Origin of the sequence: Streptomyces sp. NPDC088354 (assembly GCF_044753585.1) — a bacterium.
Classification (GTDB): Bacteria; Actinomycetota; Actinomycetes; order Streptomycetales; family Streptomycetaceae; genus Actinacidiphila.
This window is the reverse complement of the sequence record NZ_JBIVNJ010000006.1, coordinates 111,022-137,765: the sequence shown is the minus strand read 5'-3', so window position 1 is coordinate 137,765 and position 26,744 is coordinate 111,022. Positions and strand designations below refer to the sequence as shown.

Below are 26,744 nucleotides of genomic sequence, written 5' to 3'. Positions count from 1 at the left end.
CACGTCATGGATGCGTGGATTCGCGGTAGGGCGGTGGCACAGCCGTCGACCGTCCGGGCCCCACGGCGCGGGTCCCCCGCGGCCTGGCCACCAGCGCGTTTTACCCTATCATTACGTTTCTGGGGGGCGGATTCATTCCCGCGGATGCCCCACGCCACAGTGTGACGCGGGGCACCCGAGCGTCGCGCGGGTCAGGCCACCGGCCGCAGCGGGGCGTCGACGCGGGAGGCGTCGCCGCCGCGCACGTCGTCGCGGACGCCGAGGATCGCCTCGTGCGGCACCCCGAGCGGGACGGCGCTGACCTCGGTCAGGCGGGTGTACTGCTCCGGGCCGAGCCGGACTTCCAGCGCCCCGAGGTAGTCCTCCAGCTGCGCGGCGTTGCGCGGCCCGATGATCGGGAGGAACGAGGTCGCCGCCCGCGCGGCGCGCTCGCGGAGCCAGGCCACGGACACCTGCGCGGGCGTCGCACCGGTCTCCCGCGCGATGTCCAGCACCGTGTCGACGACGGCGGTCTTCTGGTCGGAACTCTCGGTGTGCACCAGGGTCTTGAGATCGCTCAGCCGGCCCTGCGTGCCACCGCGGTACTTGCCCGTCAGCAGGCCGCCGCCGAGCGGCGACCACAGCGCGGCGGCCAGGCCCAGGCTCTCGGCCATCGGCAGCAGCTCGCGGTCGGGGCTGCGCTCCACGAGGCTGTACTCGACCTGGACGCCGGCGACCGGGGCCCAGTTGTTCACGTCGGCGAGCGTCGCGGCACGGGCCACCCGCCACGCGGGGAAGTTGGAGAGCCCCGCGTGCAGGATCTTGCCCGACCGCACCAGGTCGTCGATGCCGCGCAGGATCTCCTCGATCGGCGTCAGGCCGTCCGGGAAGTGGACCCAGTACAGGTCGATGTAGTCGGTGCCGAGGCGCCTCAGGCTGGCCTCGACCGAATGGATCATGTTCTTGCGGCTGTTGCCGGTCTTGGAGATGTCCTTCCGGGCCGCGTAGCCGTTGCTGAACTTGCTGGCCAGGACGAAGTGGTCGCGGTCCGCGGCGATGAAGCGGCCCAGCAGTTCCTCGGACTCGCCGAACTGATAGTTGTCGGCGGTGTCGACGAAGGTGCCGCCTGCCTCGGCGAACCGGTCGAACATGCGGCGGGACTCCTCGAGGTCGGCTCCGGCGCCCCAGCCGGTGCCGAAGTTGCCGGTGCCGAGGGCGTACTCGGAGACGCGCAGTCCGGTGCGGTGTCCGAAGGTCGTGTAACGCATGGGGAGACTCCTGAGGTGCGGGAAGAAGAAAGAGCGGGGTTTCGGGAGGGTGTACGGCGCTCAGCCGGCCACGTTTCCGGGGTCCGGGACGGCTGCCTTGCGCCGCGGCGTGACGCCGAGCGCGGCCAGCGCGCTGAGGGCGACGATCCCGACCGATGTCCACCAGGCGTGCGAGAAGGTGTGCGCGGCCCGGCCGGGGGCTCCCGCCGCGAGCAGGACGACGAGGACGCTGACGCCGATGACGTTGCCGACCTGGCCCGCCATGGTGACGACGGCGCTGCCGGTGGAGGCCTTGTCCTTGGGGAGGTCGGCGGTGGCCGAGGAGATCAGGGTCGGCAGGGCCAGGCCGACTCCGACACCGGCGACGAGCCAGCCGGGCAGGATGTCGGTGGCGTAGTCGAGGTGCCCGTCCGCGGCGAGGGCGAGCCAGGCGGTACCGGCGGCCACGAGTGCCGCGCCCAGTGCCGCCACCACACCGACCGGCAGGCGCCGGGCGAGGCGCCGTCCGGCGGCGGAGGCGACGAACACCATGGCGGGGCCGGGGGCGACGCCAAGGCCCGTCCCGATGGCCGACCAGTGCCATTCCTGCTGCAACCACAAGGTGAGGCCGAGCAGTTGGACGGCGAAGGCGGCGTAGAACAGCAGCGTCGCGACACCGGCCCAGGCGAACACCGGGTTGCGCAGCAGCCGCAGGTCGACGACGGGGACGGCGTGCCGCGCGGAGCGCAGCAGGCACAGGACCAGTGCCACGGCGGTCAGCGCGAAGCTGCCGAGTGTCGGCGCCGCGCCCCAGCCCCACGCCGGTGCCTGGACCAGCCCGAGGGCCAGTGAGCCGATCGCGACGGCCAGCAGGGCACCGCCCAGCAGGTCGGGCATCCGGGCGTCGCCGGAGGGTCGTCCGTGGGGCAGCAGGCGGGCGGCGAGGACCAGCGCGGCCACGCCGATCGGGAGGTTGAGCAGGAAGATCCACTGCCAGGCGACCTGCACGAGCAGTCCGCCCACCACCGGGCCGGCCGCGGCGGCGAGCGAGCCGCTGGCCGCCCAGATCTGGATGTACCGGGTGAGCCTGGCGGGCGGGGCCGTGGTCAGGACGAGGCCCAGGCTGGCCGGGGTGAGCACGGCGGCACCGGCCGCCTGGAGGAAGCGGAGGGCCACCAGGACCCACAGGTCGCCACTGGCCGCGACGCCGACGCTGGCCGCGGTGAACACGGCCAGGCCGAGCAGGAATCCGGTCCTGCCGCCGAAGCGGTCCGTCAGCCGGCCCGCGGGGACCAGGAGGGCGGCGTACACGATCGCGTAGCCGTTGAGGATCCAGCTCAGCTTCGACAGCGAGGTCTCTCCGACGCCCTGCCCGATGGGCGCGAGCGCCACATTGACGATGAAGACGTCCAGCGCGGACAGGAACACCGAGGTGGCCAGGACGGCGAGGACCAGGCCCAGGTGCACCGGGCGGCGTGAGACGGGGCGAGCGGCGGGGTGGGGCGCGCGTGCCGGTTCGGCGTGGCCGGCGGGCGTCGTGTTCTGGGGTGGGGAGGTCATCGACCAGGTCTCCAACGGAGTGCGGGGGCCGTGTCGATCGGGCGCGGCGAGGGGTCGGCGACCCACTTAAGCAAACCGATCGGTGTACTTAAGCGACCGTAACAGGGGTTTCCGGTTAAGTACACCGATCGGTACCCTGGAGGCATGAGCACGACCGGAGCATCGCCCGTACGCCGGCGCCGCGGCCGCGGCGCCCGTGAGCGGATCCTCAAGGCGGCGACCGAGCTGTTCACCGCCCAGGGCATCAACGCGACCGGAATGGAACAGCTCACCGCGGCCGCCGAGGTGTCCAAGCGCACGCTGTACCAGCACTTCAGCGGCAAGGACGAGCTCGTGCACGCCTTTCTGCGGGAGATGGAGGACGCGCTGCTGCCCCCGCGGGTCCCGCCGGAGATGACCGCTCAGGACGCCAGGGCGCAGCTGCTCGCCGTCTTCTCCTGGCCGCCCCCGGACCCCTCGGCGCCGCTGCGCGGCTGCCCGTTCCTCAATGCCGCGGTCGAGGTCCCCGACCCCGACCACCCTGTCCACCGGCTGGCCGCGACCTACAAGACCGAGTTCGCCCGCCGCCTGGCCGGCCTCGCGGGGCGCGCCGGCGCCCGTGATCCGGAGACGCTCGGCGAGCAGCTGGCTCTGCTGTACGACGGCGCCGTGGCCCGCGGTACAGCGCTCAACACCGTCGGCAGTGGCGCCGTCGCCCGCTCGATCGCCGCCTCCCTGCTCGACGCCGCGCTCACCCCGGAGAAGCAGTCGGCCCGCTGACCGGCTAGGCCCGGGCCGTGCGGCGGTGGTCCGCCAGCAGTTCGCGCGCGGCGCGGGCGCCCGAGGCCAGCGCGCCCTGGAGGGAGCCGGTGGCGCGGTGGTCGCCGCACACATAGCGCCCCGGGGTGACCCGGCTGGTACGGCTCAGCGGGTGCGGCGGCGGCATCGCCGGGAGGGCGCCGGGGACGGTGCAGGTGCGCAGGGGCTCCCAGGCGCCCGTGTCGGTGCCGTACACCTCGGCCAGCGCCTCGCGCACCGCCGTCTCCTCCTCCGGTCCGGGGACGCCGAGGACGGAGGTCGACACCAGTGCGCGGCCGTCCGTGGACAGCCCGGGGTGGACCTCGGTGAGCACCACGGTGTTGAGGAACCGCCGCCGCGCGTCGACCAGGAGCGTGGGCTCCGCCAGCGGCGGGCGCTCGGCCGCGTGGTACAGCGTCGTCACCGTACGGGTCTCCGGCACGGTGAGCCCCGGAAGCAGTCGCGCGGCGGCCTCCGGGCCGGTGGCCACGACCACCGACGGCGCCGCCGTCTCCGTGCCGTCGTCCAGCAGGACGCCGTACGCGGTCAGTTCGCGCACCGGCGCGTCCGTGCGGACCACGCCCTCGGGCAGCAGCCGGGCGAGCTGGGCGGGCACCGCGCCGATGCCCTCGGCCGGAAGGCACAGGGTGCCGCGCAGCATGCTGCGCCACACCAGGTGGAAGAAGCGGCTGGAGGTCTCCAGTTCGTCCTCCAGGAAGACGCCCGACAGGAACGGCCGGAAGAAGCCCTCGACGATGTCCCCGGAGAGCCCGGCCGCCGCGAGGGCCGTGAGCGTCGTCGTGTCCTGGCCGCGGCGCAGCACGCGGGCGGGCAGCAGCATGTCGCGGGCGCTCAGAACGCCGAGCGCGGCCAGGTCGCGTGCCGAGGCCAGCCGGCCCGGCAGCAGATCGGCGGCCTCCCGCGGGCGGCGGCTCGGATCGGTGAACAGCAGCCGCCCCCGGTCGGTGTGCACGGCCACGCCGGGCGTGAACGCCCGCAGCCGCAGGTCGCGCAGCCGCAGCCGGCGCCGCACCTGCGGGTAGGAGGTGTTGAAGACCTGGAAGCCGCGGTCCAGCAGGAAGCCGAGGTGGCGGTCGGTGCGCATCCGGCCGCCGACGCGGTCGGAGCCCTCCAGGACGCGCACCGCGAGGCCCGCCGCGCTCAGGTCGGCCGCGCAGGCCAGTCCGGCGGCCCCCGCTCCGACCACGATCACGTCACACCGGCCGCCGTGCTCGCGAGCCATCGATCGCCGCCCTCTCCACGACCGCCGTCGCAGGACGGGCCCCGCGTCGCACGGTGCCGATCACCCTACGTGTGCCCCCGGTGGTGTCCGGGCGCGGCGCGCCGCGCCGCTACAGCCGCAGCGTGACCAGCGCGACGTCGTCGTCGGTGTCGCTGCCGTCCGCGGCACGCAGGTCGCGCAGCAGGGCGTCGGCGAGGTCCTCCGGGTCGAGCCTGCGGTGCCGGACGATGCTCTCGGCGAGCCGCCGCAGCCCGACGTCGATGTCCTCGCCGCGGCGTTCGATCAGGCCGTCGGTGTACAGGACGAGAATCGCCCCGGGCGAGTAGCCCACGGTCGCCTGCGACCGGTTCGCCTCGTACGTCCAGGCGCCGAGCGGGGGGTCGGCGATCGCGTCGAGGAAGACCGTGCTCTCGCCGCCGGCGTCGAGCAGCGCGGGCGGCGGATGACCGGCCCTGCTGTACGTGATGGTGCCCCGGGCGCGGTCGATGACCATCTGGACGGCGGTGGTGGCCAGCGCGCCGTCGACGGTGATGGCGTACCGGGCCAGGGTCTTCAGGGCGGGACCCGGCTGGCCGAAGGCACGGACGGCGGCGCTCAGCGCGCTGCGCAGCTGCCCCATGACGCCCGCGGCCTCCAGGCCGTGCCCGACGACGTCGCCGACGGCGACCGCGAGCCGGTTGCGTTCCAGCCCGGTCAGGTCGTACCAGTCGCCGCACACGTTCAGGGAGCCGGTGGCCGGGCGGTAGCGGACGGCCGCGAAGTCGTACTGGTCGTGGACGACGGTGGGCAGCATCGCGCGTTGCAGCGTGACCGCGATGGCGCGCTCGCGGGCGTGCGCCTCGCGCAGCCGCTCGTTGAGTGCCTCCAGTTCCTGCGCCCGCACCAGCAGACCGGCGGTCGCCAGCACGTCGCTGCTCAGCCCGCCGTCCGCGGCGTCCCGGCCGCCGCCGGCGCGGACCAGGGCGGTGACGTCGTCCAGGCGCGCGATGACCATGCTGACCTCGCCGTCGGGCCCGACGACCGGGATGTGGACGGGGCTCCAGTAGCGGACCCCGTCGTCGCCGGGGTCGCGCCGCACGGCGTCGTAGCGGACCGGGCCGATCACGTCCTGCTCGCCGGTGGCCACGGCGCGCTGCGCCGAGGCGCTCATGCGGGTCACCCCGTTCTCCGGTTCGGCGGGGAACGCCTCGACCGCCGGCATGCCGCGCAGGCGTTCCCGGTCGAGGCCGAAGACCCGCAGGAACGCCTCGTTGGCGTCGGCGACGACGAGGTCCGGGGTGAGCAGCAGCACGGGAACGGGGAAGGCCAGGAACACCGACTCGTAGTCGATCTTCCCGCCCGGCCCCCCGTCGGATCCGGATCGGCGGCTCACCCTTTGATGTCTACCGCGCCCGGACGGCTCCCGCCCGTCGGCGGGGTCCCGACCCCGCCGCGCCGGTCGGCCGGGGGACGGCCGCCGCGGGGTGCGGGGCCCGGCGCGCGCCGGGCCCCGCGGCGGTCACGCGCGCTTCGGGACGTCGATCCGGTCGATGTCGGGGGCGTAGCCGGAGCCGCTGTCGAAGGTGATGGTGTTGGCGCCGGCCTTGAGGCTGAGCGGGATGCCCACGGTCTCGGCCGTCCCCCAGTCGCCGGTGGACGGGAACGCGTACGTGGTGGCGGCGGCGCCGTTGACGGAGACCTCGGCCTGGCGGGGGTCGCCGCTGACGTAGCCGACCTTCACCGTGTACATGCCGGCCTTGGGGACCACCACGTCGTTGAAGCGCAGCGAGCCGCCGAGGTAGAGGTTGCCGACCTTGTGGGAGCCGGAGCACACACCGCAGTCGGCGACCGAGGCGCCGCCGCCCAGGGTGTTGCCGGCGGCCTCGGCCTCGTAGCCGGTCGTCGCCTGCGCGGGGCCGTGCGGAGTGACGGTGAACAGGCGCGAGCCATGGGCGGGCAGGGTATCGGTGATCTTGTCCTTGAGGCTGCCGAGGTCCTTGTGGCTCCACAGGTCACGGACGGAGCCGCGGCCGGAGAAGCCGAGGGAAGCCCAGTCGGCGGTGACGGCGGCGGGCGCGGTGCCGAGGTTGAACAGAGCGACGGTCCAGCTGCCGTCGGCGTTCCTGGCGGCCCACACCTGCCGGTCGCCGGACGCGGTGACCGGGCGCGCCGCCGGGGTGCTCGACTGGTTGAGCGCGATGACCTCGCGGTTGGTCAGCAGCGACGTGCCGTAGGCGTCGAGGCGGGTGAGGTCGTCGCCGGTGAACAGCGGGGACTTGGCGATGGCCCACAGCGTCATGTAGGTCTGCCGCTCGGCCTCGGTGAGACCGTCCATCGCGCCGTTGCCGACGTCGAGGGAGTCCAGGTCGTTCCAGCCGCCGGGACCGCCGTGGCGGCTCCAGGCCGCGGCGTCGGCGAAGCGGTCGTCGACGGAGTTCTCCCAGCTGACCAGGGTGTCGCAGTAGCACTCGACGTCGGTGTCGATCCGCCAGCCGTTGGAGTACTTCTTCCAGTCGGCGATGTGGCCGATGTCGAGCGACCAGGACAGTTCCAGGTGGATGGGGCGGCCGGTGGCGGCGATGGCCTTCTGCCAGGCGGCGATGTCGGCGACGTTGTCGTAGTTGTCGCCGCTCTTGAAGGAGCCGGGGCCGACGCCGTCGATCTTGAGAAAGTCGTAGCCCCAGTCGGCGATCAGGCGTGCCTGCGAGTCGATGTACTTCTGCGCGCAGGGGCGGGAGAAGTCGATCTTGTACGAGCTGTCCCAGCCGTTGGTGGTGCGCAGGTCGCCGTAGACGATGTCGGCGGTGGTGCAGCCGGGGGCGTTCCAGATCGGGACCGTGCCGCCGCCGTACCCCTCCTTCTCCAGGCCGACGGGCAGGTAGATGCCGGCCTTCAGGCCCTTGGCGTGGATGTGGTCGGCGACCGGCTTCATGCCGCGGGGGAAGCGCACCGGGTCCGCGGTCTGCCGGCCGTTGGCGTCGAACTCGGGCTTCCAGTCGTTGTCCCGCCACCAGCCGGCGTCGATGTTGACGTAGCTGTAGCCGTACTTCTTGAGCTTGGCGGCCATGGCGTCGGTCTGCTGGAGCACCTTCCGCTCGGTGAGCCAGCTGTAGTCGCCGTCCGGGTTGAGCCCGGGGTACTTGGAGGACTGCATGCTCCAGCTCGACCAGCCCATGTACGGCGTGGTGGCGACCGGCGCCGCCGCGGCGGCCGGCGCTTCGGGTACGGCCGGCGCGACCGGTGCGGTCGCCCGCGCCGCGGGAACGGCGGCGGACAGGCCGGCGGTGAGGGCCAGGACGAGCAGCGTCCGGGCGGTGCCCGAGGGCAGGACGGAGTACGAGGGTGACCGCATGGGTCGGCCTCCTGGGGTTGGGGGGACGGCGGGGCGGGTGCTGTGGGGGCGTCAGCCCTTGCCGGAACCGATGGTCAGGCCGCTGATGAACTGGCGCTGGAGCGCGAAGTACACCAGCAGCGTGGGGATCGCCGTCATCAGGGCGCCGGCGGCAATGAGGTTGGGGTTGGTGAAGTACTGGCCCTGCAGATTGGCCAGGGCCGAGGTGATGGGGCGCTTGTCCCCGGTCTCGATGAGGGCGAGCGGCCAGAAGAAGTCGTTGTAGATCCAGATCGCCTCCAGCGTGGCAAGCGCGGCGAAGGCCGGCCGGCACAGCGGCAGGATGATCTGGAAGAACTGGCGCCACACCTGGGCGCCGTCGACGAGCGCCGCCTCGGAGATCTCCCGTGGGATCGTCTTCATGTAGTTGCTGAGCACGAAGGTGCAGAACCCGCACTGGTACGCGATGTGGATGGCGATGATGCCCCACACGGAGTTGTAGAGCAGCAGCGAGTCGCTCATCCACGCCGGCAGCGGGATCAGCAGGTAGACCCGGTACAGCGGGGTGATGAGCACCTGGGCGGGGAGCAGGTTGCCCGCGGTGAAGAGCATCAGCAGGACGATGTTCCACCGGAAGTCGAAGCGCGAGACGAAGAACGCGACCGCCGCGGAGAACAGCAGGGTCCCCAGCACCGAGGGCACGGTGATGAGCACCGAGTTCCAGAAGAAGTGCGGCATGCCCGACTGGGTCCAGGCGTCGGTGTAGTTGCTCAGGCTGATCCCGTGCGGCCAGGACAGGTAGCCGTGCTCGGCCGTGTCCTTGTACGGGCGCAGCGAGGTGTACATCGCCCACAGCAGCGGCAGCAGCCACAGCAGGGCGATGCCGCCGAGCATCAGATGACGGCCCGTCTGGCGGGGCGGGCGGGAGACGGCGCGCGGCCCCGGTCCCCGCTCGACACGGGCCCGGGAGGGGGCCGGCTCGGTGGCGGTGGTGGTCACTGGGCCTCCTTGCGGAAGTTCTGTACGAGGAAGGTCCCGATGGCGGCCAGGGAGACGACGAGCAGCACGACGGCCAGCGCGGAGCCGTAACCGATGTGGCTGGACTCGCCGATGATGTTGTCGGTGATCAGCAGGGACAGCAGCTCCATGCCGGGCTTGCTGCCGACCCCGCCGCCGAGCACGTACACCACGTCGAAGGCGCGCAGCGACTCCATGACGGTGACGACCAGGATGACGACGTTGACCGGCCGCAGTGCGGGGAAGACCACCTTGAGGAACGTCTGCCGGCCGTTGGCGCCGTCGAGGGCCGCGGCCTCCTTCAGGGCCGGGTCGAAGCCCTTCAGGCCGGCCAGGTAGAGGATCATGATGTAGCCGGTGTGCCGCCAGGCCGAGGCGACCAGCACGGACCAGAGGTTGAGGTCCGGGTCGCCCAGCCAGTCGATGTGGTGGCCGGGGGCGACGGCGTTCACGATCCCGTCCAGCAGCCCGCTGTCGGGGTTGTAGATGATCTCCCAGATCAGGCCGACCACGGCCAGGGAGAGCACCATCGGCAGGAAGATCGCCGTCTGGTAGACCCGGGTGAAGCGCAGCTTCCGGTCCAGCTGGTAGGCGAGGAAGATCCCGAACGGGGTCGGCAGCAGCGCCGTGAACAGCAGCCAGATGACGTTGTGCCGCACCGCGGGCCAGAACGGCGGGTAGTTGGTGAAGATCTGCCGGTAGTTCTCCAGCCCGGTCCAGTGGATGTCGGACAGCGCGATGCCGTCCCAACTGGTGAACGACAGGCCCATGGAGGCCAGCGCGGGCAGCCAGACGAAGAACAGCAGCGCGAGCAGGGGGACGCCCACGACGACGGCCAGGAAGAGGCGGTCGCCCGGCCCGAGCCGGCGCGGACGGGACCTGGGGCGGGACCGGGGACGCGGGCGGGGCGGCGCGGAGGGGGGAGCGGACGGCACGGTGTTCCTTCCCGGTCCGGGTCAGGCGGTGAAGAAGCGGGACCGCTGCGACTCGATCTGCTTCAGCAGGGACGACGCGTCGTCGGGGTGACCCAGCCACTGGGTGAGCCCGGGCAGCACGACCGTGGAGATGAAGCCGGGGTCGCTGTCGCGGTCCGCGAACTGCGTGATGTGCTTTGCGGAGCCGATCAGTTCGGCGGACTTCTTCTGCAGGGGGTTGTAGGAGCTGGTGTCCGCCTTCGCGTGGACGGCCACGTTGCTCGGGTCGACGCCCATGTAGAGGTTCTCCGCGGCGGCGCTGCCGAGGAACTCCAGCAGCTTCTTGGCACCGGCCTCGTTCTTGGGCCGGCGGCTGAGCATGAAGCCGTCGGTGGGCGCCTCGACGGCGTCCTGGCCCTGCGCCGGGTCGATCTCGGGGAACGGGAAGAAGTCGATGTCGTCGCGGAGCTTCTCGTCGGTGATCTGCTGCCCGACGAAGAGCCCGATGATCGCCATGCCGGACTTCTTGTCCAGCAGCGACTGCGCGGCGTCCTGCCAGGAGCGGCCCGCCGCGCCCTGCTGGTAGTACGGGGCGATCTCACGCCACAGGTCGAAGACGGCGACGGCACGGCGGTCGGTCCACGCCACCTCGCCGCGCATCAGCTGCATGTGGAAGTCGTAGCCGTTGGCGCGCAGGTCGAGGTAGTCGAAGGCACCCAGGATGCTCCAGGCGTCGCCGCCGCCGTAGCCGGAGGCGATGGGCGACAGTCCGTCCTTCTTCATGCGCTTGGCCAGCGCGGTGAACTCCGACCAGGTGCGGGGGGCGGTGTAACCGCGCTCCTGGAACAGGCTCTTGCGGTAGAAGACGGCCCACGGGTAGTTGTACAGCGGCACGAAGTAGTACTTGCCGTCCTCGCCGCGCGACAGCTGCTTGGTCGCGTCGCTGAAGCCGGCGCCTATCGTGTCCCACACGTCGTCCAGCGGCGTGGCCAGGCCCTTCTTGGCGAAGTACTGCATGCGGTAGCCGGCGAACCAGGTGAAGACGTCGTCCGGGGTGCCCTGCAGGTAGGTGGAGATGCTCTTCTGGAAGCTGTCGTGGTCCACGGTGTTCGTCTTCACCGTCAGACCGCTGTCCTTGGTGAAGGCCTTGGTGACCGCCGCGTAGGCGGACTTGGGCGTGGCGTCGGCGCCGTTGGACCCGAAGGTCACCGTCTTGGGGTCGGCACCCGCTCCCCCGCCGCAGGCGGTGAGCAGCGGCGCGGCCAGGGCGGCGGCACCGAGGCCGAGCATGCTGCCGACCACGCGGCGGCGGCCGGGCCGGGCGGCGGCGAACGGGGAAGTGCGGCTCTGCAGCGTCATCGCTACTCCTTTGACGTGTCTGATGTGATGAAGGACTGGATCGCGGTGGCCGCGGCCCCGCGCGCCCACTCGTCGAAGGGCAGCGGTCGGGTCTGCAGATCGCACTGCGCGGCCGTGCCGAAGGCGGATGCGGTGAAGGCGTCGCGGATCTGGTCGGCGAACAGGTCGTAGGCCGCCAGCCCCTCGCCGGAGATGATCACGCGTTCCGGGCCCAGCAGGTTGGCCACGGCGCCGATGGCCCGGCCGATCGCCTCGCCGGCCCGCGCGTACACCGCGCGGGCCCCCGGGTCGCCCCGGTGGGCGAGTTCCAGGGCCTCCGCGGCGTCGGCCACCGCGACGCCGGTCGCCGCCCGGACGTCCCGGACGATGGCGGGGTCGGCGGCGATGGCCTCCACGCAGCCGCGGTTGCCGCAGTGGCAGACCGGGCCCGCGGGGTCGATGGGCAGGTGGCCGATCTCGCCGGCCACACCGTAGGCCCCGGAGACCACGTTGCCGTGGACGACCAGGCCGCAACCGATGCCCGCGCCCACCGTGATGACGGCGAAGCCGCCCAGCCCGACGCCGGCCCCGAACCACTGCTCGGCGACGGTGAGGGCCCGTACGTCGTTCTCGACGGTGACCGGCAGACCGGTCGTCATCGCCACGATCTCGGCGAGGGCGACGTCGCGCCACTCCAGGAACGGCGACCAGCGCACGACCCCCGCGGCCCGGTCCACGTCGCCCGAGACGGCCAGGCCCAGTCCGCGGACCTGGACGCCGAAGCCGTCCGCCTCGGTGCGCAGTTCCTGCACCAGGTCGCCGATGACGGCCAGCACCGGACCCGGCTCACGGCTCGTCAGCGGCATGTGCCGGGCGACCCTGATCCGGCAGCACAGGTCGGTGAGGACGCCGATGACCTCGTCCCCGGTCACCTTGAGGCCGATGAACAACGCGCGGCCGGCGTCCACGCGGACATGGTTGGCGGGCCGCCCGAGGGCGGGGCGGGCCGCCCCGTCCGCCTCGTCCACCAGGTAGCCGGCCTCGATGAGGGGCCGGACCGCCTTGGTGACCGCGGCGGCGGACAGCCCGGCGCGCCGGGCGATGTCGGCCCGGGTGAGCGGGCCGTGGGAGAGCACGATGGTGAAGATCTGCGAGGCGGCCGGCGTGTGGGCCGGTATCGCCTCGCCGGGTGGGGTCGAGCGCATGGCCGGGAACCTAGATCTGTTCTTTTCTGCTGTCAATGAAAGAAACAAGGATGGTCGGAAGTTGCGGTTTTGGGCTGACCGGGGCTTGTAAAGGGTTGTGCAGGGCCGGTGTTGACATTTGATCAAAGGTCACGGTTGGCTTTCGCCATCTGCCTCGTGGCGTCGACCGATCGTGAGGACCCATGGCCCTGATCTCCTTCGCCCCGCACACCGGGGTCTGGCTGCTCTCCACCGCGCGCACGTCGTACGCGCTGCGGACCGACGAGACCGGGGCCCCCTGTCACGTCGCCTGGGGGCCGCGGCTGACTCTCGCGGAGGCGGCGGAGCTGGCCGTTCCCCTCGCTCCGCCGGCGAGCAGCTTCGAGGGGCGGCCGGCGGTGGGCGAGGAACTGCCCGTCGACGGCGGCGCCCGCTACGGGGTGCCGTCCCTCCAGGTCCGCTTCGCGGACGGCTCGCGCGCCTTCGAGTGGCAGCCGGCCGGCCACCGGCTGGACGAATCCACCCCGGGCACCGCCGAGTTGGCGCTCGACTACCGCGACCGCGGCTACCCGCTGGACGTGACACTGCACTACCGGGTCCACGAGGACAGCGACGTCGTCGAGCGCTGGACCGTGCTGCGCAACGCCGGGGACCAGGAGCTCACCCTGCCGCGTGCCGACTCCGCCGCCTGGACGCTGCCCGCGCTGCCCGGCTACCGGCTCAGCCACGTCACCGGGCAGTGGTCCGCGGAGAACACACTGCACCGGGAGCCGCTCCCGGCCGGGGAGACCGTCCTCGGCAGCCGCCGCGGCGTCACCAGCCACCATGCGAACCCGTGGGTGATGCTCGACGCGGGCGACGCCACGGAGGAGCAGGGCCGGGTGTGGAGCGCCGCCCTCGCGTGGAGCGGCAGTTGGCGCATCACCGCGCAGCGCACCCCCGACGGCCGGGCGGGCTTCACCGGCGGCGCGGGCCACGACGGCGCGAGCCTGCCGCTCGCCCCCGGCGAGGGGTTCACCACGCCCGTGATGGCCGGGCTGTTCAGCGACGGCGGATTCGGCGCGGCCGGCCGCGCCTGGCACGCGTACACCCTGGCGCACGTCCTGCCCCGGCCGCGCGAGACGGCCCCCGTGCTCTACAACTCCTGGGAGGCGACCGGCTTCGACGTCGAACCGGCCGCGCAGGCGGCGCTCGCCGCGCGCGCCGCGGCGCTGGGCGTCGAGCTCTACGTGGTCGACGACGGCTGGTTCGGCGGCCGCCGCCACGACCGCGCGGGCCTCGGTGACTGGACGCCCTCACCGGACCGCTTCCCGGACGGGCTCGGCCCGCTGGTCCGCGAAGTGCACCGGCTCGGCATGAAGTTCGGCCTCTGGGTGGAACCCGAGATGGTCAACGCCGACAGCGACCTGTACCGCGAGCACCCCGACTGGGTGCTGCACGTCCCCGGCCGCACCCGCACCGAGCTGCGCAATCAGCTCGTGCTGAACTTCGCCCGCCGTGACGTCGCCGACTGGGCGTACGGCTGGCTGACCCGCCTGGTCGCCGACCACGGCATCGACTTCCTCAAGTGGGACATGAACCGCGCCTTCAGCGAGGCGGGATGGCCCGAGCGCACCGGAGGCGCCGACCGCGTGGCGACCGGGTACGTGCACCACCTCTACGGCGTCCTCGACCGGCTCCGCGCCGACCACCCGGACCTGCGGATCGAGGCGTGCAGCGGCGGCGGCGGCCGTGTCGACCTCGGCATCCTCGCCCGCACCGACCAGGCGTGGACCTCCGACAACACCGACGCCGCCGACCGCACCCGCATCCAGCACGGCCACACCCAGATCTACCCCGCCCGCACCATGGCCGCCTGGGTCACCGACGTCCCGAACCAGCTCACCGGCCGCACGGTGCCCCTGCGCTTCCGCTTCCACGTGGCGATGGCGGGCCTGCTCGGCATCGGCGGCGACCTGAGCCGCTGGCCGGAGGAGGAACTGGCCGAGGCCGCGGAGCTGGTGGCGGAGTACAAGACGGTCCGCCACCTCGTCCAGCACGGCGTTCTGCACCGCCCGGCCGGTCCGGGCGACGACGGTCCCACCGTCGTCCAGTACGTCTCCCCGGACGCCGAGGAGACCCTGCTGCTGGCCTGGCGCCCGCCCCTCCCCCACGGCGCCCCGCGGCGCCCCGTCCGCCTCGCCGGTCTCACCCCCGGCGCCCGCTACCGCGACGCCCGTACCGGCGCCGTCCACCACACCACGGTCCTCACGGGCTACGGGCTCACCCTCGACCTTCCCCCGGCCGACTGGGCGAGCACCGCCGTCCACCTGGTACGGGTACCGGACGGCGAGGTCCCCGCATCCTGAATGACGAGACGATGAGTCTCACTTGCTGAGAAGCCTGCTACCGTCCGGGCCGCGGGGACAGCATGGGGAGAACGGGAGAGCACGCGATGCCCAGGACGGTCGTTCATGTGTTCCACGACGATGACGACTCGCTCGCGACCGGGACGCGGATGGCACAGCGCATCCAGGAGATCGCCCCCGACCACGGGACCACCGTCGAGGTGTTCTGCTTCGGGCCGGCCCAGCGCCGGCTCAGCGGCCGGGGCGGCCCGGAGTCCGTCGCGGCCTTCAACCGGCGGATCGACGAGCTGATCGCGGACGGTGTCGTCGTCGGAGCCTGCGTCAACTCCGCCCGTGCCGAAGGAGCCGAGGACGAACTCACCGCGCGCGGGCTCCGCCTTCGGGTCGCCCGGGACGAGTTCGTGCGCTTCACCCTCGAAGGCGCGACGGTCATCACGTTCTGACCCGGGCCGGTACCGCCGTGCCGCTGCTCCGCGCCCGTCACGGTCGGGGGGCAGCGGGCGGGAGGGCGGTCAGTTCTTGACGGCCAGCACCCATTCGTCGACGGAGACGACGGCCGCCTGGCGGGGGAAGACCTTCTCCGTGAGTACGCGGTGCACCTCCGGGTCGGCGTCGAGGCAGGCGTCGGCCAGGACCGTGAGCCCGAAGTCCAGGTCGGCGGCCTGGCGGAGGGTGGACAGGACGACACCGCTGGTGGCGATGCCGGCCAGCACGAGGCTGTCGATGCCGCGGGCGCGCAGGACCATCTCGAGGTCGCTGCCGGCGAAGGCGCTGACGCGCTTCTTGGTGACGACCAGGTCGCCGGGTTCGGGGGCGACGCCGGGGTGGACGCGCGCGCCGGGGTCGCTCTCGGCGAAGGCGCCGGTGCCTGCGAGGGCGCTGAAGGTCTTGTTGCGGGGGCTGACCTCGGGGTGTCCGTCACGGAAGCCGATGACGACGTAGAGCACCGGGATGCCGGAGGCGTGAGCCGCGTCGATGGCCCCGCGCAGGCGCGGCAGGTAGTCCGCGTCGGGGGCGAAGCGGTCGAGGATGCCCTGCTGGACGTCCATCACGAGGAGTGCGCTGTGCGCCATTCTTCTGTTTCCTGTCCTTCGTTCACGCCGGCCGGTGTGCCCGGTCCGTTCTTGTGGTGCCGGCCGCGGAGCACCGAGGCGACCGCGGCGATCAGGGACATGGCCGTGGCGGCGGTGAAGACCGTGACGAGTCCGTGGTGGAAGGGCCCGGAGACCAGTGCGGGGAAGAAGCCCGTTCCGGTCAGGACGTCGACGTTGTGCCCGGGGAGGGAGTGCAGGACGCCGCTGGGCCCGAGCAGGTGGCTGATGGGGTTGTTGCCGAGGAAGGTCGCGAACAGCGTGCTGACCGGAGGCAGCCCGGCCACCTGGCTCGCGATGTCCGCGGGCACGCCCTGGCCGCGCAGACCGCTCTCCAGCGCACCGGGCAGCGAGCCGGCCAGGCCGGAGATCATCAGCGAGAAGGACAGCCCGATGGACAGGGCCGTGCCCGAGTTCTGGAACGTCGACCGCATGCCGGAGGCCACACCGCGCTGGTCCGGTGCGACGCTGCCCATGATCGCCGAGGTGTTGGGCGCCGAGAACATGCCCTGCCCGATGCCGCTGAGCAGCAGCAGGCCCGCGAAGGCGGGATAGGGGAAGTTCACCGGCAGCATGAGCAGTCCGACGAAGCCGGCGGCCACCAGCATCAGTCCGGTCGTGGAGAACAGCCGCGCGCCGAAGCGGTCGGACAGGTAGCCGGAGGCGGGGCCCGCCAGGAGGAACCCGACGGTGAGCGGCAGCATGAAGATGCCCGCCCACAGCGGGGTGTCCTCGAAGGCGTAGCCGTGCAGCGGCAGCCAGATGCCCTGCAGCCAGATGATCAGCATGAACTGCAGGCCTCCGCGGGCGATGGAGATCAGCAGCGCGGCCAGGTTGCCGGCGGCGAAGGCGCGGATGCGGAACAGGCCGAGGCGGAACATCGGCTCGGCGATCCGGGTCTCGGCGACGCAGAACACCACCAGCAGCGCGACACCGGTGGCCAGTCCGCCGAGCACCCACGGGTTGGTCCAGCCGGTGGGGTGGCCGCCGTAGGGCTGGATGCCGTACGTGATCGCGGCGAGCAGTCCGCCGGCCCCGGCGGTGAAGGTGACGTTGCCGATCCAGTCGATCCGGCCCGGTTTTCGGACGCCGGTCTCCCGGAGGCTGCGGTACGACCAGATGGTGCCCACGATGCCGATCGGGACGCTGATCCAGAACACCGCGCGCCAGTGGATCGTGGCCAGCAGCCCGCCCGCGAGCAGCCCGAGGAACTGACCCGCCAGGGCCGTGATCTGGTTGATGCCGAGCGCCATGCCGCGTTGTCCGGAGGGGAACGCGTCGGTGAGGATGGCCGCGGAGTTGGCCGTGAGCATCGAGCCGCCGACAGCCTGCACGACACGGAAGCCGATCAGCCAGAGCGCGCCCGAGCCGCCCTTGAACGGGTCGAGGGACAGCGCGAGCGAGGCGCAGGCGAAGATCGCGAAGCCCATGTTGTACATGCGGACGCGGCCGAACATGTCGCCGAGCCGGCCGAGCGCGACCACCAGGACCGCGGAGACCAGCAGGTAGCCCAGGATCATCCAGAGCAGGTAGCCGATGTTGCCGGGCGCCAGGGGGTCGAGGCCGATCCCGCGGAAGATCGCCGGCAGCGAGATGATCACGATCGAGCCGTCGATGGTCGCGATCAGGACGCCCAGCGTGGTGTTGGAGAGCGCGACCCACTTGTAGCGGCCATTGCCGTCCGGCCCGCCGGTGCCTTCGGGGCGGGCCGCCGTGCCCGCCGGTATGCCGCTCACAGCCGCTCCGCGAGCCGGTCCAGCAGCGGCAGCACCGCGAGCAGCTGCCGCCGTTCGTCGGCGGTGAACTCCCCCTCGATGACCGCGCCCAGTCGCTGCACGGACTCCGAACGGCGGTCGGCGAGCACCTTGCGGCCCGCCTCCGTCACCGTCACCACCGCGCGGCGGCCGTCGGCGGCGTCGGGGCGGCGGCTGACCAGGCCCCGTTCCTCCAGCCCCGCCAGGGTCGTCGCCATGGCCTGCGGGCGCACCCGCTCCAGTTCGGCGAGCGACCCGGGGGAATCCGGCCCCTCGCGGTCCAGCCGGGCCAGCACGGACACCTCGGAGAGCGTCACGTCCCCCACGGCGTGTGCCTGCCGCAATCGGCGCGCGATCCGGCCCACGGCCAGCCGGAGTGCCGCTCCGACCTCGGTGGGATCGTCCGCCGCCGGCGTTGTCTCGTCCATGAATACTTACAATAGCTTAATCAATCGTCCGTAACTACTGGTGCCGCACGCCGTCGACCACCTTGCGCCGTGGCGATGAGTCCGCGCCCCGGGCCCGGTCATGAACGGGTGATCGCGGCCAGGCGGCCCGCGGGACCGGTGCGACGAGAGGAGCGGCCCGTGACCGGGGACGAGCAGCGGATCCGGGAACTGATCGAACGATGGGCCGCCGCGGTCCACGAGGGCGACCTCGGCACCGTGACGGCCGACCACGCCGACGACGTCGTGATGTTCGACGTGCCCCCGCCCGAGGACGGCGTCCGCGGCATCGGCGCCTACCGCCGCGTATGGCCCCCGTTCTTCGCCTGGCAGGCCGGTGGGGCCCGGTTCGACCTGGTCTCCCTCGACGTCACCAGCGGCGGGGACGTGGCCTTCGCGCACGCCCTGCTGCGCTGCGGCACCCCGGAGGACCTCGCAGAAAACCCGGCGCGACGCCTGCGGATCACGTTCGGCCTGCGCAAGGAGGCGGGCCGGTGGGTCGTCGCGCACGAGCACCATTCGTTCCCTTACGAAGGCCCGGGTACGTGAACGCGGGCGTCCGCCCCGCCGGTTGGCACGGCCGGGCGCGGCCGTCGTCGAGGGCGTCCGGTCCGAGTGGTGGCGGTGACCCGTGCGGCATACGTTTGACGTGGGAGCGGCGCCGCACGCTCGTGTGTCATCGTGACGCCGGCCCACGGCCCTGCAGTCCATCGTCGGTGAGGTACCCCCATGAAGATCCAAGGGTCTGTCGCTCTGGTCACCGGAGCCAATCGCGGGCTCGGCGAACAGTTCGTGCGGGCGCTCCTCGACGCCGGAGCGGCCAAGGTCTACGCGGGGGCGCGCGATCCCGGGAAGGTCACCGTGCCCGGGACGACCCCGGTCGCCGTGGACATCACCGACCAGGAATCCGTGCGCACGGTGGCCGAACTCGCCCAGGACGTGACGCTCCTGGTCAACAACGCGGGTTCGACGACCCGGGCCCATGTGCTCGATTCGGACCTGGACTTCTTCCGCAAGGAGTTCGAGACGCACGTCCTCGGCACCCTCGCCATGAGCCGGGCCTTCGCACCGGTGCTCGGGCGCAACGGCGGCGGCGCGATCGTCAACGTCCTGTCCGTGCTGTCCTGGGTCTCTATCCCGGTCAGCGCCGGATACGCGGCGGCCAAGTCCGCCGAGTGGTCCGTGACCAACGCCCTGCGGGTGGCGCTGGCCGAACAGGGCACACAGGTGACCGCCGTGCATGTCAGTTACCTGGCGACGGAGATGGCCGCGCAGGTGTCCGGCCCGAAGGCCGATCCCGCCGCGGTGGCCCGTGCGGCCGTCGACGGCGTCGACGCCGGACTGGACGAGGTGCTCGCCGACGACGTCAGCCGGCAGGTCGAGGCGGCGCTGGCCGCGGGACCCGAGGCCCTGTATCCGCAGTTGTCCGGCCGCCCGCCACTGGTCTGACCCGCTGGTCTGACCCGCCACCGCGACGACCACGGAGACGGCCACGGATCAGTGCGGAAGAAGCTGCTGGCCGCCGTCGACGTCGTAGGTCGCGCCCGTCAGCGCGTCGTTGGCCATGATGTGCAGCGCCAAGGAGGCGATGTCGCCGGGGCCGACGACCCTGCGGATGGGCAGCGTGGCGCGCAACTCCTCGCGCCGGGCTTCCAGTTGATCGCCGAGCAATGAGGCGGACAGAGGTGTGTCGACGAATCCCGCCGCGATGAGGTTCACCCGGACCGGCGCGATTTCCAGCGCGAGGTTGGCGACCAGGGCGGGCAGCGCCGCCGTCATGGCGCCCACGACGGACATGCCGACGCCCGGGCGCCGGGCGCCGGTACCACCGACGAACAGCAGCGTTCCTCCGGCCCTGACCTTCGCACGGCCGTGGAGGGCGACCGCGAGCGTCGTCGTCAGGCGGTCGCCGAACTGACTGCGGGCGGCGGCGAGATCCATGTCCTCCAGGGGCATGTAGGCCGGGCTGCCCGCGGTGACCATCACGTGGTCGACCGGACCGCGCAGTTCCTCGAAGAACTGCCGGAGGCGGTCGGTGTCGGTGGCGTCGAACGCCGCCGTGCCGAGCGGCCGGAGTTCGAGCGCGGCCCGCTCCAGCCGTTCCGGGTTGCGGGCCACGAGAATCAGCCGGCCGCCCCTCGCGCGTACCTGGCGGGCGGTCTCCAGCCCGATGCCCGCACTGGCGCCGATCACCACGACGGTCCGGTCGGCGAAGTCGGACGGGCCGTGCGCGGCGGGAGCGCCGGGCGCCGCGCTCACGGCGCGTCCTCGCGGACGCGGCCGCGCCCGCCGTCGCCGATGTGGTTCGGTTCGCCGCTCATCCGTGCCTCCCGGGGTGGGCCTCCGGTCCCATCGTCGCGCTTCGCCCCGCCGGTCGCCCGTCGGCGGGCCACGCGCCGGGCCCGTTCCGGAACGTGCCCCTCCAGGCCGTGCGGGGCGCGGTGGCCGCCTTCCGAGGGTCCCGCCTCCGAGGTTCCCGCGGCGTCCGGGTTGCGGGCGGTGCGGGCACGCGGGGAGGCTGGCAGGGGGACGGTGCCACGAAGGCGGTGGTGGGACGTGGAGCGCCAGGTGTCGGTGGAGATGACCGGTGAGGGCTATCGCGTCACGTGCCGGGACACCGGCGTGGTCGGACACGGCATGACCGAGTCGGAGGCGTGGACGGACTTCTGGGAGGCCCTGCACGCGGATTGGAAGTCGCCGGAGGACGCGCGGGCCGCCGCCGAACGGCGGGAGGCGGACCGTGCGCGGCCCCGGATGGACCGGGTCCGCGGCCTGCTGAGCTGATCACCTCGGGCCGGGGCCCGGAGGCGCGGGGTGGGCGCAGGGGCCGCCGCCCCCGCGCCCCCGTGCGGTGGCGGTCAGCAGTAGAGGTTGCCGCCGGCCGCGACCCCGAGGATCTGGGTGAAGCGCTGGTAGTTGGTCACCCGGCTCTGGACCTGCGCGGGGTTGCGCCCGTCGCACTCCAGGGAGCCGTTGATGGAGCGGATCGTCTGGCCGAAGCCGGCCTGGTTGACCATCGCGTTGTGCCCGGTCATGGTGCCGGGGCCGCTCTGGGTGTTCCAGTACCACAGGCCGGTCTTCCAGGCGACGGCCGCGTCCTGCTCGACCAGCCACGGGTTGTGCAGCAGGTCGATGCCGAGGGCGTCGCCCGCGGCCTTGTAGTTGAAGTTCCAGCTGAGCTGGATGGGCCCGCGGCCGTAGTACGCGGACTGGCCGGCGGGGCAGCCGTAGGGCTGGCCGCTGTCGCAGTAGTGCGGGTAGTTGGCGGTGTTCTGCTCGACGATGTAGACGAGGCCGCCGGTCTCGTGGGCGATGTTGGCGAGGAACGCGGCGGCCTCCTGCTTCTTCACCGTGTCACTGCCGGTGTTCGCGAAGCCGGGGTACGCCGACAGGGCCGCGACCAGGCCGCTGTAGGTGTAGAACGAGTTCCGGCCCGGGAACATCTGGTTGAACTGGGCCTCGCTGACCACGAATCCCGACGGGTTGCCCGGGTTGCCGGGGTCGGTCCCCCCGCCGCCGCAGGTGCCCTGGTCGGCCCACACGCCCCATTCGCCGGTGGTGCCGGGCGTCTCGCCCTGGGTCCACCACTTGGCCTGCCAGTTGTGGCCGCCGAGGGACGCCGTCATCCCGTTCGTGTAGACCGCTGACGCGCTCCACGGGGCCGCGCAGGTGGCGGCCGAGGCGGAGCCAGAGGGGATGGCCACCGCCATGCCGGCGGCGGCCGCGATGGTTGTGAGGAGTGCCAGAGTGCGTCGCATGACCGTAACTGCTCCTTGTGTGGGGGGAGTTGCGTTTCGCACTGAGCAATGAACCGGATTGGCCTATACCTGTCAAGGTCTAGACCAACGCCCGTTCCGCTTGAGGCGGTGGCCTGACGGCGTAGCGTGGGAGGAGCGGAGGCGGGGGGCCGTGCGAGCCGGGGGGGGCCTCAGCGCTACGAGGAGCGTGGGCTATGGGCAACCCCTCGATCGACCGGCTGCGCGAGCGCGTCCGCGGCCCGGTGGTCACCCCCGGCAGCGACGCCTACGACCGGGCGCGCACCGTCCGCAACGCCATGATCGACAAGCGTCCGGCGGCCGTGGTGCACTGCGCCGACACGGGCGACGTCAGGGCCGTCGTGGACTTCGCCCGGGACACCGGCGTCGATCTGGCCGTACGCGGCGGCGGGCACAGCGTACCCGGCTTCGGCACCTGCGACGGCGGTGTCGTCGCCGACCTGTCGGCGATGCGCACGGTGCGGGTGGACCCCGCGGCCCGGACCGCCCTCGCCGAGGGCGGCGCCACCTGGGGGGACTTCGACGCGGCGACCCACGCCTTCGGGCTGGCCACGACCGGCGGCATCATCTCCACCACCGGGGTCGGCGGTCTGACCCTCGGCGGGGGCATCGGGTACCTGAGCCGCGGGCTCGGGCTGAGCTGCGACAACCTCGTCTCCGCGGACGTCGTGACCGCCGACGGCGACCTGGTCGTCGCGAGCGGCAAGGAGCACGACGACCTGTTCTGGGCCCTCCGCGGCGGAGGCGGCAACTTCGGCGTGGTGACCTCGTTCCGGTTCCGGCTGGCACCGCTGACGGACGTCTACGGAGGGCTGATGCTCTACGAGCCGGACGACGCGGTCACCGTGCTGCGCGCCTACCGCGAGGCCATCTCCGCCGCCCCCGACCGGCTCGGCGCCTTCCCCGCCTTCCAGATCGCCCCGCCGCTGCCGTTCATCCCCGAGGACCGGCACGGGGACCTGTTCATCGCCGTCGTGGCGTGCTGGGCGGGACCGCCCGAGGAGGGCGAACGCGCCCTCAGGCCGTTCCGCGACGCGGCACCGGTGGTCGCCGAGCACGTCGGGCCGATGCCCTATCCGGCGATGAACAGCCTCTTCGACGCGCTCACTCCGCCCGGCCTCCAGCACTACTGGAAGGCCGCGTTCGCCACCGAGCTGACCGACGAGGCCATCGCGGCCCACGTCGCCCACGCGCCGGGGCTGCCCGCGGTCAACTCGACCGTCCACATCTACCCGATCGACGGCGCCTGCCACCGGGTGGCCCCGGACGCCACCGCCTTCGCCTACCGCGACGCGTCCTTCGCCGCGGTCATCGCCGGGATGTGGCCCGACGCCACGGCCAACGAAGCCAACGTCGCCTGGGTGCGGGACTACTTCGACGCGATCGCGCCGCACTCGCAGGAGGGCGGGTACGTCAACTTCATGGCCGGCGACGACCAGAGCCGCATCCGGGCCAACTACCGCGGCAACTACGACCGCCTGGTGGAGGTGAAGAGGGCCTACGACCCCGGCAACCTCTTCCACCTCAACCAGAACATCAGGCCCGAGGGCGTGTCCCACCCGTAGCTCCCCGGCTACCGCGGGAAGGTGCCGCCTGTGTGCGGTGCACGGGCCCCGTCGACGACTCCCCCGGAACTCCCCCAGGCCGAAGGCCGGGGAAGTGCCGTGCCGGGGACACCTCCCGGCGGAGCCGGTGGAGCGTCGCGGGACAGGCGGGCCCTGTGCGACACGCCCTACCGCGCGGGCGCCGGGAGGAAGATGCTCCCGCTCGCCGCCGCCCGCGCCGTGCGCGCCGCGACCGTGACCCACGCGACGAGCAGCAGCGCGCCCAGCACGACCGCCGCGCCCTGGAAGGCCGTCGCGTGCGTGCGCAGCGCCAGCGCGCTGGTGCCGGTGACGCAGGTGCCGACGGGAAAGGTGAAGCTCCACCAGGTCAGGGAGAAGGGCAGGCCGCGTCGGGCGGTGCGCACCGTGAGCGCCGCCGCCAGGAAGAGCCACATCATCGCGAAGCCCCAGACGGGCACGCCGTACAGGAGGCCGAACACCTCGGCACCGCTGGCATAGGGGCGCGGCAGCACCCGGGGCGCCACCCCGCCGAGCAGGTTGGCGGCGGTCACCGACTGGCCCAGCGGTCCCAGCACGATCCACAGTGTCGGCACCATCGCGGCGGGGCCCGTCTTGTGGTGCACCAGGCGGCTCCACAGCAGGGTGATGATGATCAGGCTCGCGATCAGGCTCATGCCGAACATCGCGTAGCAGGCCAGCAGCAGGGTGAGCCGTCCCTGCCCGGGCGCGAGGTGCGGGATCAGGGCGGCACCGGTGGCGGCCGACACCATCGGGGGCACCACGGGCATCAGCCAGCCGCCGAAAGCGGCGTCCTCGGTGACGCGGTGGTCGGTCATCGCGCGGTACGGGATCCACACCCAGGTCACCAGCCCGAGCAGGGTGCCCGCCGACCAGAGCACCACGTCCACGACGAGCGCCGGACGCTGGCCGATCCACGCGGAGCCCAGCGTCAGGGTGCCGACGCCGACCGTCATCAGCGCCATCGCGGGGGCGCCCCAGAAGTGCGCCATGACCGGGTTGCCGGCGTGCGCCCGGCCCCGTTCGGGGTGGCGCGTCCAGTGCACGGACCAGGCGGCGGTGAGCACGACGAGCCAGGCGGCGGCCAGGGCCCAGACGGCGGTGGCGAAAATGCGCAGTCCCGGCACGTGCACCGGGAGGCCGGCCGCCGCGACGGCGACGATGCCGGTGCCCATGACGGAGGCGTACCAGTTGGGACCGAGGTCGCGGAAGAGCTGGGAGGGGTGGTCCAGCTCCCGCGGCAGGCCGGTGCGCGGGTGGGCGCCGGTTCTGGGCGGGGCGGTGAGCGAGCTGTGCATGGCCTCAGCCTCCCGCCGCCGGAAGGGCCGCGGTAGGGATCATTCCGCGATGGGGCCATAGACTCGACCTATGCCCCTGCCCGAGCGTGTGAGCGACCTGGCGGCGTACGACCTGCTGCTCTCCGTCTCCCGCCTGGGCAGTGTGGGCGCGGCCGCCCGCGCGCACGGCATCAGCCAGCCCTCCGCCAGCTCCCGGCTGCGTCATCTGGAACGCCGGCTCGGACTCCAGCTGCTGGAGCGCTCCCCGCGTGGCTCGCGGCTCACCGAGCAGGGCGCGCTGGTCGCCGGCTGGGCGCGGACCGCGGTGGACGCGGCGGCCTTCCTGGACGCGGGCGTGACCTCGCTGCTGGGCACCACGGAGAGCCGGCTGCAGGTCGCGGCCAGCATGACGGTGGCCGAGTACCTGCTGCCCCAGTGGCTCGCGGCCCTGCGGGCCCGCGCGCCGCACACCTCGGTCGCCCTGACCGCGGGCAACTCCGACGAGGTCGCCGCCGCCGTACGGGAGGGCCGGGCCCACCTCGGCTTCGTGGAGGCCCCCGACGTCCCACGCGGACTGACCGCCCGCACCGTGGGACGCGACGAGCTCACGGTGATCGTGGCCCCGGCGCATCCCTGGGCCGGGCGCCGCTCCGGGATCACCGCCGACGAGCTGTCCGCCACGCCGCTGGTCAGCCGTGAACGCGGCTCCGGCACCCGGCGCTACCTGGAACGGGCCCTCGACGGGGTGGGCGCCGTCCCCCTCGCCGCTCCCCTGCTCGAACTCCCCTCGACGACCGCCATCAAGACCGCCGTGGCCGACGGCGTCGCCCCCGCGGTCCTCAGCTCGCTCGCGCTGACCGCCGAACTGGCCAACGGCACCGTGGTCGCCGTCCCCGTGCGTGACCTCGATCTCACCCGCGCCCTGCGGCTGGTCCACCCCCGGACCAGCCCGCCGACCGGAGCGGCGGGCGAACTGGCGGCGATCGCCCGGCACGACGGCCCGCCGACAGCCGCCTGAGCCCCTCACCACGGCCTATCATTGAAGGGCGGCAACGATCCACCCAGACGGATGGTTTCCCGCTTGATACGGTGACCGACGTGACAGGACACGAGAACGCGACCCGGGACTTCGCACCCGATCCCCTGGACCGGCTCGGCTTCCTGTTGGTCCGTCACGGAGCCGTCGCCAGGAGCCGGGTTCACCACGCCTTCGCCGTCTGCGGACTGGCACCCCGTCAGGGCACCACACTGATGCTGCTCGGCAGGTCGGGCGACATGAGCCAGCAGGCGCTCGCCGGTGAACTGGGCGTGGACCCCAGCATCATGGTCGGCATCCTCAACGACCTGGAGTCCTGCCACCTCGTGGAGCGGCGGCGCGACCCCGCCGACCGCCGGCGGCACATCGTCGCCATCACCGAGGCGGGCGGCGACACGCTGACCCGGGTCGAGAAGGCCCTCCACGAGGTGGAGAGCGAACTCTTCGCCGATCTCGCCCCCGAGGAGATCAGCACACTGCGCGGACTGCTCGCCCGGGTCAGGACCAGTTCCCCGGTCGACTCCCCGTGCGACGAGGACTGAGACCACCGGCCACGGGCGGAACGCGAAGGGCGGGCGGCCGTCACGTCCGAGCGTCCCCACGCGCGATGACGGGCCACCCGCCCTGGCGGACAGGGCGACAGCCGTGTCCTGTCAGCCGCACGTACCGTCCCCACGGGCGCGGCCTCCTGCGCCTCCCTCACAGAGCGCAGGGTCTTCACCCCGTCCTCACACGTCCGGGGCGACATTGAACGTACACGACGGTTGATCGATCTCAATGATTACGACGGTGTGACCATGACCTCAGCACGACGTTTCCCGACGGCGGAATAAACGGCTCCGGATGACCGAACGCCCGCGCCTG

At 72.6% G+C, this 26,744-nt stretch carries 24 protein-coding genes; 9 read left to right on the top strand and 15 right to left on the bottom strand.

The window, feature by feature from the left end:
• Nucleotides 1–191 precede the first annotated feature (191 nt).
• Together ACIP98_RS12370 and ACIP98_RS12365 are read right to left on the bottom strand one after the other, a co-directional pair.
• Nucleotides 192–1,247 carry an aldo/keto reductase gene (locus ACIP98_RS12370; protein WP_319659599.1) on the bottom strand — a complete coding sequence of 352 codons (1,056 nt, stop codon included), beginning with the start codon at nt 1,245–1,247 and terminating at the stop codon, nt 192–194.
• 60 nt (nt 1,248–1,307) lie between these two features.
• The gene (locus ACIP98_RS12365) at nt 1,308–2,786 is read right to left on the bottom strand and encodes an MFS transporter (protein WP_401975393.1); all 1,479 of its coding nucleotides are present in this window, start codon (nt 2,784–2,786) and stop codon (nt 1,308–1,310) included.
• A gap of 144 nt (nt 2,787–2,930) precedes the next feature.
• On the opposite strand from ACIP98_RS12365, the gene ACIP98_RS12360 reads away from it, so the two are divergent.
• The gene (locus ACIP98_RS12360; RefSeq protein WP_319659601.1) at nt 2,931–3,545 is read left to right on the top strand and encodes a TetR family transcriptional regulator; all 615 of its coding nucleotides are present in this window, start codon (nt 2,931–2,933) and stop codon (nt 3,543–3,545) included.
• A 4-nt stretch (nt 3,546–3,549) separates the two neighbouring features.
• Here the strand turns inward: ACIP98_RS12360 and ACIP98_RS12355 are convergent, their stop codons facing one another.
• From ACIP98_RS12355 to ACIP98_RS12325, 7 genes are all read right to left on the bottom strand, one after another.
• Complete coding sequence (locus tag ACIP98_RS12355) at nt 3,550–4,806, bottom strand: NAD(P)/FAD-dependent oxidoreductase (RefSeq protein ID WP_401975391.1); 1,257 nt, start codon at nt 4,804–4,806, stop codon at nt 3,550–3,552.
• 109 nt (nt 4,807–4,915) lie between these two features.
• Complete coding sequence (locus ACIP98_RS12350; RefSeq protein ID WP_319659603.1) at nt 4,916–6,178, bottom strand: SpoIIE family protein phosphatase; 1,263 nt, start codon at nt 6,176–6,178, stop codon at nt 4,916–4,918.
• 126 nt (nt 6,179–6,304) lie between these two features.
• On the bottom strand, nt 6,305–8,137 hold the full coding sequence (locus tag ACIP98_RS12345; RefSeq protein ID WP_401975388.1) for an alpha-galactosidase D: 1,833 nt from the start codon (nt 8,135–8,137) through the stop codon (nt 6,305–6,307).
• Between the two features lie 51 nt (nt 8,138–8,188).
• Entirely contained in the window at nt 8,189–9,115 is a 927-nt protein-coding gene (locus ACIP98_RS12340) for a carbohydrate ABC transporter permease (RefSeq protein WP_401975386.1), read from the bottom strand.
• Nucleotides 9,112–10,068 (bottom strand): sugar ABC transporter permease, encoded by a 957-nt coding sequence (locus ACIP98_RS12335; protein ID WP_319659605.1) that lies wholly within the window; start codon nt 10,066–10,068, stop codon nt 9,112–9,114. Before ACIP98_RS12335 ends, ACIP98_RS12340 begins: the two co-directional genes overlap by 4 nt.
• A gap of 21 nt (nt 10,069–10,089) precedes the next feature.
• Nucleotides 10,090–11,406 carry an ABC transporter substrate-binding protein gene (locus ACIP98_RS12330; RefSeq protein ID WP_319659606.1) on the bottom strand — a complete coding sequence of 439 codons (1,317 nt, stop codon included), beginning with the start codon at nt 11,404–11,406 and terminating at the stop codon, nt 10,090–10,092.
• 2 nt (nt 11,407–11,408) lie between these two features.
• Nucleotides 11,409–12,590 carry an ROK family protein gene (locus ACIP98_RS12325; protein WP_401975383.1) on the bottom strand — a complete coding sequence of 394 codons (1,182 nt, stop codon included), beginning with the start codon at nt 12,588–12,590 and terminating at the stop codon, nt 11,409–11,411.
• A gap of 182 nt (nt 12,591–12,772) precedes the next feature.
• On the opposite strand from ACIP98_RS12325, the gene ACIP98_RS12320 reads away from it, so the two are divergent.
• Entirely contained in the window at nt 12,773–14,917 is a 2,145-nt protein-coding gene (locus tag ACIP98_RS12320; protein ID WP_401975380.1) for an alpha-galactosidase, read from the top strand.
• Nucleotides 14,918–15,024: 107 nt separating this feature from the next.
• Nucleotides 15,025–15,360, top strand: a complete 336-nt coding sequence (locus ACIP98_RS12315; RefSeq protein WP_319659609.1) for a DsrE family protein — start codon at nt 15,025–15,027, stop codon at nt 15,358–15,360.
• A gap of 69 nt (nt 15,361–15,429) precedes the next feature.
• On the opposite strand, the gene ACIP98_RS12310 is transcribed toward ACIP98_RS12315, so the two are convergent.
• The 3 genes from ACIP98_RS12310 to ACIP98_RS12300 are packed head-to-tail and all read right to left on the bottom strand — an operon-like array spanning nt 15,430 to nt 18,190.
• Nucleotides 15,430–15,990: an isochorismatase family cysteine hydrolase gene (locus ACIP98_RS12310; protein WP_319659610.1), complete on the bottom strand. Its 561-nt coding sequence runs from the start codon at nt 15,988–15,990 to the stop codon at nt 15,430–15,432.
• A complete protein-coding gene (locus ACIP98_RS12305; RefSeq protein WP_401975629.1) occupies nt 15,966–17,735 on the bottom strand; it encodes an MFS transporter in 1,770 nt (589 codons plus the stop codon). The genes ACIP98_RS12310 and ACIP98_RS12305 overlap by 25 nt, the downstream gene beginning before the upstream one ends.
• A gap of 5 nt (nt 17,736–17,740) precedes the next feature.
• On the bottom strand, nt 17,741–18,190 hold the full coding sequence (locus tag ACIP98_RS12300) for a MarR family transcriptional regulator (protein WP_319659611.1): 450 nt from the start codon (nt 18,188–18,190) through the stop codon (nt 17,741–17,743).
• A 159-nt stretch (nt 18,191–18,349) separates the two neighbouring features.
• Between ACIP98_RS12300 and ACIP98_RS12295 the strand changes: the two genes are divergently transcribed.
• Together ACIP98_RS12295 and ACIP98_RS12290 are read left to right on the top strand one after the other, a co-directional pair.
• The gene (locus tag ACIP98_RS12295) at nt 18,350–18,757 is read left to right on the top strand and encodes an SgcJ/EcaC family oxidoreductase (RefSeq protein WP_319659612.1); all 408 of its coding nucleotides are present in this window, start codon (nt 18,350–18,352) and stop codon (nt 18,755–18,757) included.
• 180 nt (nt 18,758–18,937) lie between these two features.
• Complete coding sequence (locus ACIP98_RS12290) at nt 18,938–19,657, top strand: SDR family oxidoreductase (RefSeq protein WP_319659613.1); 720 nt, start codon at nt 18,938–18,940, stop codon at nt 19,655–19,657.
• Nucleotides 19,658–19,705: 48 nt separating this feature from the next.
• Here ACIP98_RS12290 and ACIP98_RS12285 read toward each other — a convergent pair whose 3' ends face one another.
• Nucleotides 19,706–20,467 (bottom strand): SDR family oxidoreductase, encoded by a 762-nt coding sequence (locus ACIP98_RS12285; protein ID WP_319659614.1) that lies wholly within the window; start codon nt 20,465–20,467, stop codon nt 19,706–19,708.
• A gap of 297 nt (nt 20,468–20,764) precedes the next feature.
• On the opposite strand from ACIP98_RS12285, the gene ACIP98_RS12280 reads away from it, so the two are divergent.
• Nucleotides 20,765–20,992 (top strand): hypothetical protein, encoded by a 228-nt coding sequence (locus ACIP98_RS12280; protein WP_319659615.1) that lies wholly within the window; start codon nt 20,765–20,767, stop codon nt 20,990–20,992.
• Between the two features lie 74 nt (nt 20,993–21,066).
• On the opposite strand, the gene ACIP98_RS12275 is transcribed toward ACIP98_RS12280, so the two are convergent.
• A complete protein-coding gene (locus ACIP98_RS12275; RefSeq protein WP_401975627.1) occupies nt 21,067–21,918 on the bottom strand; it encodes a glycoside hydrolase family 19 protein in 852 nt (283 codons plus the stop codon).
• Nucleotides 21,919–22,160: 242 nt separating this feature from the next.
• On the opposite strand from ACIP98_RS12275, the gene ACIP98_RS12270 reads away from it, so the two are divergent.
• Complete coding sequence (locus ACIP98_RS12270; RefSeq protein ID WP_401975375.1) at nt 22,161–23,549, top strand: FAD-binding oxidoreductase; 1,389 nt, start codon at nt 22,161–22,163, stop codon at nt 23,547–23,549.
• A gap of 167 nt (nt 23,550–23,716) precedes the next feature.
• Here the strand turns inward: ACIP98_RS12270 and ACIP98_RS12265 are convergent, their stop codons facing one another.
• Nucleotides 23,717–24,865 (bottom strand): TDT family transporter, encoded by a 1,149-nt coding sequence (locus ACIP98_RS12265; RefSeq protein WP_401975372.1) that lies wholly within the window; start codon nt 24,863–24,865, stop codon nt 23,717–23,719.
• Nucleotides 24,866–24,935: 70 nt separating this feature from the next.
• Between ACIP98_RS12265 and ACIP98_RS12260 the strand changes: the two genes are divergently transcribed.
• On the top strand, nt 24,936–25,862 hold the full coding sequence (locus tag ACIP98_RS12260; protein ID WP_319659619.1) for a LysR family transcriptional regulator: 927 nt from the start codon (nt 24,936–24,938) through the stop codon (nt 25,860–25,862).
• 80 nt (nt 25,863–25,942) lie between these two features.
• Nucleotides 25,943–26,422: a MarR family winged helix-turn-helix transcriptional regulator gene (locus tag ACIP98_RS12255; RefSeq protein ID WP_401975369.1), complete on the top strand. Its 480-nt coding sequence runs from the start codon at nt 25,943–25,945 to the stop codon at nt 26,420–26,422.
• Nucleotides 26,423–26,744 lie beyond the last annotated feature (322 nt).